Source organism: Pseudomonas sp. C6002 (assembly GCF_013385805.1).
Classification (GTDB): domain Bacteria; phylum Pseudomonadota; class Gammaproteobacteria; order Pseudomonadales; family Pseudomonadaceae; genus Aquipseudomonas.
On the sequence record NZ_JACAPH010000024.1, the window covers coordinates 135,878 to 142,288 of the forward strand.

Annotated in this window: 6 protein-coding genes; all 6 read left to right on the forward strand. The window is 57.1% G+C overall.

Annotated features, from left to right (window positions below; all coding sequences use genetic code 11):
* Positions 1–301 precede the first annotated feature (301 nt).
* The 6 genes from HX817_RS16965 to msrQ all read left to right on the forward strand — a co-directional run bounded on the left by HX817_RS16965 (position 302) and on the right by msrQ (position 6,286).
* Entirely contained in the window at positions 302–2,026 is a 1,725-nt protein-coding gene (locus HX817_RS16965; protein ID WP_008436892.1) for an acetolactate synthase 3 large subunit, read from the forward strand.
* Between the two features lie 2 nt (positions 2,027–2,028).
* Positions 2,029–2,520, forward strand: coding sequence for an acetolactate synthase small subunit (gene ilvN / locus HX817_RS16970; RefSeq protein WP_003176102.1), 492 nt, complete (start codon positions 2,029–2,031; stop codon positions 2,518–2,520).
* Positions 2,521–2,570: 50 nt separating this feature from the next.
* A complete protein-coding gene (ilvC, locus tag HX817_RS16975; protein ID WP_003212125.1) occupies positions 2,571–3,587 on the forward strand; it encodes a ketol-acid reductoisomerase in 1,017 nt (338 codons plus the stop codon).
* Between the two features lie 144 nt (positions 3,588–3,731).
* A complete protein-coding gene (gene pssA, locus HX817_RS16980; protein ID WP_003212123.1) occupies positions 3,732–4,589 on the forward strand; it encodes a CDP-diacylglycerol--serine O-phosphatidyltransferase in 858 nt (285 codons plus the stop codon).
* A gap of 63 nt (positions 4,590–4,652) precedes the next feature.
* A complete protein-coding gene (gene msrP, locus HX817_RS16985; protein ID WP_003212121.1) occupies positions 4,653–5,666 on the forward strand; it encodes a protein-methionine-sulfoxide reductase catalytic subunit MsrP in 1,014 nt (337 codons plus the stop codon).
* Positions 5,666–6,286 carry a protein-methionine-sulfoxide reductase heme-binding subunit MsrQ gene (msrQ, locus tag HX817_RS16990; protein WP_102368092.1) on the forward strand — a complete coding sequence of 207 codons (621 nt, stop codon included), beginning with the start codon at positions 5,666–5,668 and terminating at the stop codon, positions 6,284–6,286. Before msrP ends, msrQ begins: the two co-directional genes overlap by 1 nt.
* Positions 6,287–6,411 lie beyond the last annotated feature (125 nt).

The following is a 6,411-nucleotide window of genomic DNA, read 5'->3' on the forward strand; positions in this document are numbered from 1 at the left end:
TTATTGCTTGACTTGGAGGGGCTGAAACAGAAGAATCCAAAGTCCGCTGTAGAGGGACTGCCAGAAGCAGACCCACTCAGCAGATCATGAGGCGCATACCCGCGCCGACCTGTTACACCCGCAACGCGTTACCTCGCGCTGGGTGGGAAAATCCCGCAACACTTGGGACGCTCCCAATACTTGCTCAGTCAGTGCTGACGTAGTCGGCGACCACCGTCGCTCATGCTCTGCTGAGAAGTAAACCTATTAAGACCCGTCGGTTTTTAACGGACGGTATTCTGGCGTTTTAGAGGTGAACAACGTGGAGCTTTTATCTGGCGGTGAGATGCTCGTCCGCTTTTTGCGTGACGAAGGCGTCGACTATATCTACGGGTACCCAGGTGGTGCTCTGCTGCATGTCTACGACGCACTGTTCAAGGAACCGGCTGTTACCCACATCCTGGTTCGCCACGAACAAGCTGCTACCCATATGGCTGACGGTTACGCCCGTGCCACCGGTAAAGCCGGTGTGGTACTGGTGACTTCCGGCCCTGGCGCGACCAATGCCATTACCGGCATCGCGACGGCCTATATGGACTCCATCCCGATGGTGATCATTTCCGGCCAGGTGGCGAGCACCATGGTCGGTACCGATGCATTCCAGGAAACCGACATGATCGGTATTTCCCGGCCGATCGTGAAACACAGCTTCATGATCAAGCATGCCTCGGAAATCCCGGAAGTCATGAAGAAGGCGTTCTACCTCGCACAGTCCGGTCGCCCGGGTCCTGTGGTGGTCGATATCCCGAAAGACATGACCAACCCGGCGGAAAAATTCGAATACATCTTCCCGAAGAAAGCCAAGCTGCGTTCCTACAGCCCGGCCGTTCGCGGGCACTCGGGGCAAATCCGCAAGGCGGCAGAAATGCTGTTGGCGGCCAAGCGTCCGGTGCTCTACTCGGGTGGTGGGGTGATTCTGGGTGGCGGTTCTGCACCGCTGACCGAACTGGCCAAGCTGCTCAACCTGCCAGTCACCAACACCTTGATGGGCCTTGGCGCGTTCCCGGGTTCGGACCGTCAGTTCGTCGGCATGCTCGGCATGCACGGCAGCTACACCGCCAACCTGGCCATGCACCATGCTGACGTGATCCTCGCCGTCGGTGCGCGGTTCGATGACCGGGTGATCAATGGCGCGAGCAAGTTCTGCCCGAATGCCAAGATCATCCACATCGATATCGACCCGGCATCCATCTCCAAGACCATCAAGGCCGACGTGCCTATCGTTGGTCCTGTGGAAAGCGTGCTGACCGAAATGGTCGCTGCGCTGAAGGAAATCGGCGAAGCCCCGAACAAGGATTCCGTTGCCAGCTGGTGGAAGCAGATCGACGAGTGGCGCGGTGATCGCGGTCTGTTCCCTTACGACAAGGGTGATGGCAGCGTCATCAAGCCACAGACCGTGATCGAAACCCTGTGCGAAGTGACCAAGGGCGATGCCTTTGTGACCTCCGATGTGGGCCAGCACCAGATGTTCGCGGCGCAGTACTACAAGTTCGACAAGCCTAACCGCTGGATCAACTCCGGTGGCCTGGGCACGATGGGCTTTGGTTTCCCTGCGGCCATGGGTGTGAAGCTGAGCTTTCCGGATACTGACGTTGCGTGCGTCACCGGCGAAGGCAGTATCCAGATGAACATCCAGGAACTGTCGACCTGCCTGCAATATGGCTTGCCGGTGAAGATCGTCTGCCTGAACAACGGTGTACTGGGCATGGTTCGCCAGTGGCAGGACATGAGCTACGGCAGCCGTCACTCCCATTCCTACATGGAGTCTCTGCCTGACTTCGTCAAATTGGTTGAAGCCTATGGCCATGTCGGCATGCGCATCACCGATCTGAAGGATTTGAAGCCGATGATGGAAGAGGCGTTCGCCATGAAGGACCGCCTGGTGTTCCTCGATATTCAGGTCGACACCAGCGAGCACGTCTACCCGATGCAGATCAAAGACGGCTCCATGCGCGATATGTGGCTGAACAAGACGGAGCGTACCTAATCATGCGGCACATTATCTCCCTGCTTCTGGAGAACGAACCGGGCGCTCTGTCACGTGTGGTCGGACTGTTTTCGCAACGCAACTACAACATCGAAAGCCTGACCGTGGCGCCGACCGAAGACCCGACCTTGTCGCGTCTGACGCTGACCACCGTTGGCCATGATGAGGTGATCGAGCAGATCACCAAGAACCTCAACAAGCTGATCGAAGTGGTCAAGCTGGTCGACTTGTCGGAGAGTGCCCACATCGAGCGTGAGCTGATGCTGGTCAAGGTCAAGGCTACGGGTGCACAACGGGCCGAGATCAAGCGCACTACCGACATTTATCGCGGGCAGATCGTCGATGTGAGCGCCAGCGTTTATACCGTTCAACTGACCGGTACAAGCGACAAGCTGGACAGCTTCATCCAGTCGATCGGGACGGCCTCGATTCTGGAAACTGTACGCAGTGGCGTCACCGGGATTGCTCGTGGCGACAAAGTACTCAGCATCTAACTCAAATTTAGCGAATGGCCTTAAACGGCCTGGATATATAGAGGAACCTCATGAAAGTTTATTACGATAAAGATTGTGACCTGTCGATCATCCAGGGCAAAAAAGTCGCCATCATCGGCTACGGTTCCCAGGGCCACGCCCAAGCGTGCAACCTGAAAGATTCCGGCGTTGACGTGACCGTTGGCCTGCGCAAAGGCTCGGCCACTGTTGCCAAGGCTGAAGCCCACGGCCTGAAAGTGACTGACGTTGCTTCTGCTGTTGCTGCTGCCGACCTGGTCATGATCCTGACCCCGGACGAGTTCCAGTCCGCGCTGTACAAGAACGAGATCGAGCCGAACATCAAGAAGGGCGCCACCCTGGCCTTCTCCCACGGCTTCGCGATCCACTACAACCAGGTTGTGCCGCGCGCCGACCTCGACGTGATCATGATCGCGCCGAAAGCACCGGGCCACACCGTGCGCTCCGAGTTCGTCAAAGGCGGCGGTATCCCTGACCTGATCGCGATCTACCAGGACGCCTCGGGCAACGCCAAGAACGTCGCACTGTCCTACGCTGCTGGCGTGGGTGGCGGTCGTACCGGCATCATCGAAACCACCTTCAAGGACGAGACTGAAACCGACCTGTTCGGCGAACAAGCCGTTCTGTGCGGCGGTACCGTTGAGCTGGTCAAAGCCGGTTTCGAAACCCTGGTTGAAGCTGGCTACGCGCCAGAAATGGCCTACTTCGAATGCCTGCACGAACTGAAGCTGATCGTTGACCTCATGTACGAAGGCGGTATCGCCAACATGAACTACTCGATCTCCAACAACGCCGAATACGGCGAGTACGTGACTGGCCCGGAAGTGATCAACGCCGAGTCCCGTCAGGCCATGCGCAACGCCCTGAAACGTATTCAGGACGGCGAATACGCCAAAATGTTCATCAGCGAAGGTGCAACCGGCTACCCTTCGATGACCGCCAAGCGTCGTAACAACGCCGCTCACGGTATCGAGATCATCGGCGAGCAACTGCGCTCCATGATGCCGTGGATCGGTGCCAACAAGATCGTCGACAAAGCCAAAAACTAAGTCGTACGGATCAAGGGAAAACGCGGCTTAGGCCGCGTTTTTTCGTTTGCGGGGCAGGTTCTGGTATAAAGCTGCATCGTTTGCGGGCGAACACTCGCCGCAAGTTTCTGTCGAAATTTTTCACACCGTTGCAAGGTAAAGTCCATGAGCGAACGTCCCGAAGAGCCAAACCAGGCCTCTGACGCCGAAAGCCTGCTACCGATCGATGAACATGTCGAAGAAGGGCACGATGCTGAAGGCCGTAAAGTCCGGCATCGTGGCATCTATCTTCTGCCCAATCTGTTCACCACTGCGAACCTGTTCGCGGGGTTCTACTCCATCATCAATTCCATGAGTGCCCAGAGTGCGTTGGCGGCCGGCGATGCGGCCGGGGCCAGCAAGTACTTTGGTTTTGCCGCGATAGCGATCTTCGTCGCCATGGTCCTTGATGGCCTGGATGGCCGGGTTGCGCGGATGACCAACACCCAGAGTGCCTTCGGCGCCGAGTATGACTCGCTGTCGGACATGGTTGCCTTCGGTGTGGCGCCGGCGTTGCTCGCATTTGCCTGGGCGCTGGGTGATATGGGCAAGGTTGGCTGGATGGTTGCCTTCATCTATGTGGCGGGCGCGGCATTGCGTCTGGCGCGCTTTAATACCCAGGTGGGGACTGCCGACAAGCGCTACTTCATTGGCCTGGCCAGTCCGGCTGCGGCGGGTGTGGTAGCCGGTATTGTCTGGGCATTCAGCGACTACGGTATCCAGGGTTCCAAGATGTCGTTCCTGGTGGCCTTGATGGTTGCGGCGGCCGGCATGCTGATGGTCAGCAATATCAAGTACAACAGCTTCAAGGAGCTGGATCTCAAAGGGCGTGTGCCGTTTGTGGCTATCCTGGCAGTGGTGCTGGTGTTTGCCGTGGTCTTCAGTGATCCGCCGCGAATCCTGCTGCTGGCTTTCCTTGTGTATGCCGCGTCCGGCCCGGTGCAGTACCTTCTGCATCTTCGTCAGCGCAAAACGTTGCCTTAATGTAATTTCCCCCATACTCCGCAGTCTATTGGTGCATCTGTTCTCCAAAGCTGCGGAGTTGCCATGTTAATCAAGTTTCCCAAAGCGTCTGATTGCCAAGAATCGGATGTCACGCCTGAATCCCTCTATTTCTCTCGCCGCAGCTTGCTCGGTGGTGCGCTTGCCGGCCTGGCTGCCAGCAGCCTGCCGCGTTGGGCCAGTGCGGATGATGCGGCACGTTATGCCGATGTCGAGCCGGGCAATGCACCTGGCTGGTTTGCCGAAAAGCTCCCGGGTACCAAATGGCAGGCGATTACCGTCAAGGACGAGGCCATCACCCCTTTCAAGGACGCAACCCACTACAACAACTTCTATGAGTTCGGTACGGATAAGGGCGACCCTGCGGCCAATGCCGGGTCTCTGAAGACTGAGCCGTGGAGTGTGGTGATAGATGGTGAGGTCGCCAAACCTGGGCGCTATGCGCTTGAAGACTTCATGAAGCCCTATCAGTTGGAAGAGCGAATCTATCGACTGCGCTGTGTAGAGGCCTGGTCGATGGTCATTCCGTGGATAGGGTTCCCTATATCGGAACTGCTCAAGCACGTCGAGCCGACCTCGAACGCCAAGTACATTCGTTTTGAAACCCTGCAGGACCCCAAGAGCATGCCGGGGCAGCGGTCCAACTTCGCCTTGATCGACTGGCCTTATGTAGAAGGGCTGCGATTGGATGAGGCGATGAATCCCCTGGCGATCCTTGCGGTGGGCATGTATGGGCGGGAGCTGCCGAACCAGAACGGCGCGCCGTTGCGGTTGGTGGTGCCGTGGAAGTACGGATTCAAGAGCGTCAAGTCGATCGTGCGCATCAGCCTGGTCAGCGAGCAGCCGAAAACCACCTGGCAAAGTATTGCCGCGAGTGAGTATGGGTTTTACGCAAATGTGAATCCTACCGTCGACCATCCGCGTTGGACCCAGGCGCGGGAGCGGCGGTTGCCCAGCGGGCTGTTCAGTCCCAATGTGCGTGAGACACAAATGTTCAACGGCTACGCCGATGAAGTCGCTTCTCTTTATACGGGCCTCGATCTGCGGAAGAACTATTGATGCGCTATCCGATCTGGCGCATCGGCGTCTTTATAGCAGCGGCGGTGTGGCCGCTGTTCTGGCTGTACGAGGCCTGGAGCTTTGCGCTGGGACCTGACCCGGGCAAGGTGCTGATGGATCGGCTCGGGCTTGGCACCTTGATTCTGTTGTTAATAACCCTGGGTATGACACCGTTGCAGAAGCTCAGTGGTTGGGCGGGGTGGATCGCCGTGCGACGGCAACTGGGATTGTGGTGCTTTGCCTATGTGGTTTTGCATCTCGCTGCTTACTGCGTGTTTATCCTTGGGTTGGATTGGTCGCAGTTGGGGGTTGAGCTACGGAAGCGGCCTTACATTATTGTGGGTACGTTGGGATTCCTTTCTCTATTGGTGCTGGCAGTCACCTCCAACCGATACAGCCAGCGTCGCCTTGGTGTGCGCTGGAAGAAACTGCATCGTTTGGTTTACGTGATTCTCGGGCTTGGTTTGCTGCATATGCTGTGGATCGTGCGGGCAGATCTCAAGGAGTGGGCTATCTATGCATCTATAGGGGCGCTGCTTCTGGTCCTGCGTATACCGCCGGTGATGCGCCGAATTCCCCGTCTTATTGCTAAAAAACCATCTTCTGCAACAAAAGCGTAATTAACCCTTGACGGCAGATTCTGGAAGTCTATAATTCGCCCCACTTCCGGCGCAGTCGAAACGGAAAACTCCTTGGTAAACAAAGAGTTATGTAGGTTTCGACAGCGAGTTGCTTCAGGTCATCG

Excerpts from the sequence above, each read along its gene's own strand:
- ilvN (WP_003176102.1), top strand. The coding sequence starts at position 2,029 with ATGCGGCACATTATCTCCCTGCTTCTGGAGAACGAACCGGGCGCTCTG.
- ilvC (WP_003212125.1), top strand. The coding sequence starts at position 2,571 with ATGAAAGTTTATTACGATAAAGATTGTGACCTGTCGATCATCCAGGGC.
- pssA (WP_003212123.1), top strand. The coding sequence starts at position 3,732 with ATGAGCGAACGTCCCGAAGAGCCAAACCAGGCCTCTGACGCCGAAAGC.
- msrP (WP_003212121.1), top strand. The coding sequence starts at position 4,653 with ATGTTAATCAAGTTTCCCAAAGCGTCTGATTGCCAAGAATCGGATGTC.
- msrQ (WP_102368092.1), top strand. The coding sequence starts at position 5,666 with ATGCGCTATCCGATCTGGCGCATCGGCGTCTTTATAGCAGCGGCGGTG.